The sequence below is a fragment of the Bradyrhizobium uaiense genome (assembly GCF_010811875.1).
Classification (GTDB): Bacteria; Pseudomonadota; Alphaproteobacteria; order Rhizobiales; family Xanthobacteraceae; genus Bradyrhizobium; species Bradyrhizobium uaiense.
The window spans coordinates 1-246 of sequence record NZ_VKHP01000841.1; the positions used below are offsets into that span (position 1 = coordinate 1).

Annotated in this window: 1 pseudogene; it reads right to left on the reverse strand. The window is 62.6% G+C overall.

Annotation, left to right across the window (positions count from 1 at the left end):
* Positions 1–110 precede the first annotated feature (110 nt).
* A pseudogene (locus FNJ47_RS52360) lies at positions 111–246 on the reverse strand (metal-dependent phosphohydrolase); the annotation flags it as partial.

Below are 246 nucleotides of genomic sequence, written 5' to 3' on the forward strand. Positions count from 1 at the left end.
TTATGCGCATGTCATCATCGCCTGCCTCACCCATGACATCGGCTATGTACGCGGGCTGTTCGATGCCGACGACGAGAACGGCTATCTGGTTGCCGCCGATGGCCGCAAGGTGATCCTGCCGCGCGGCCGCGCAGGATGGCGTGGCCGGCCAAGGTTACCAGCATGGTATGCTCGACATTGTGATAGAGCGCGTCGCTGTTGCCGATGCATTCGAGCGCGATCCGCGCGATCGAGGGCACCATCTCG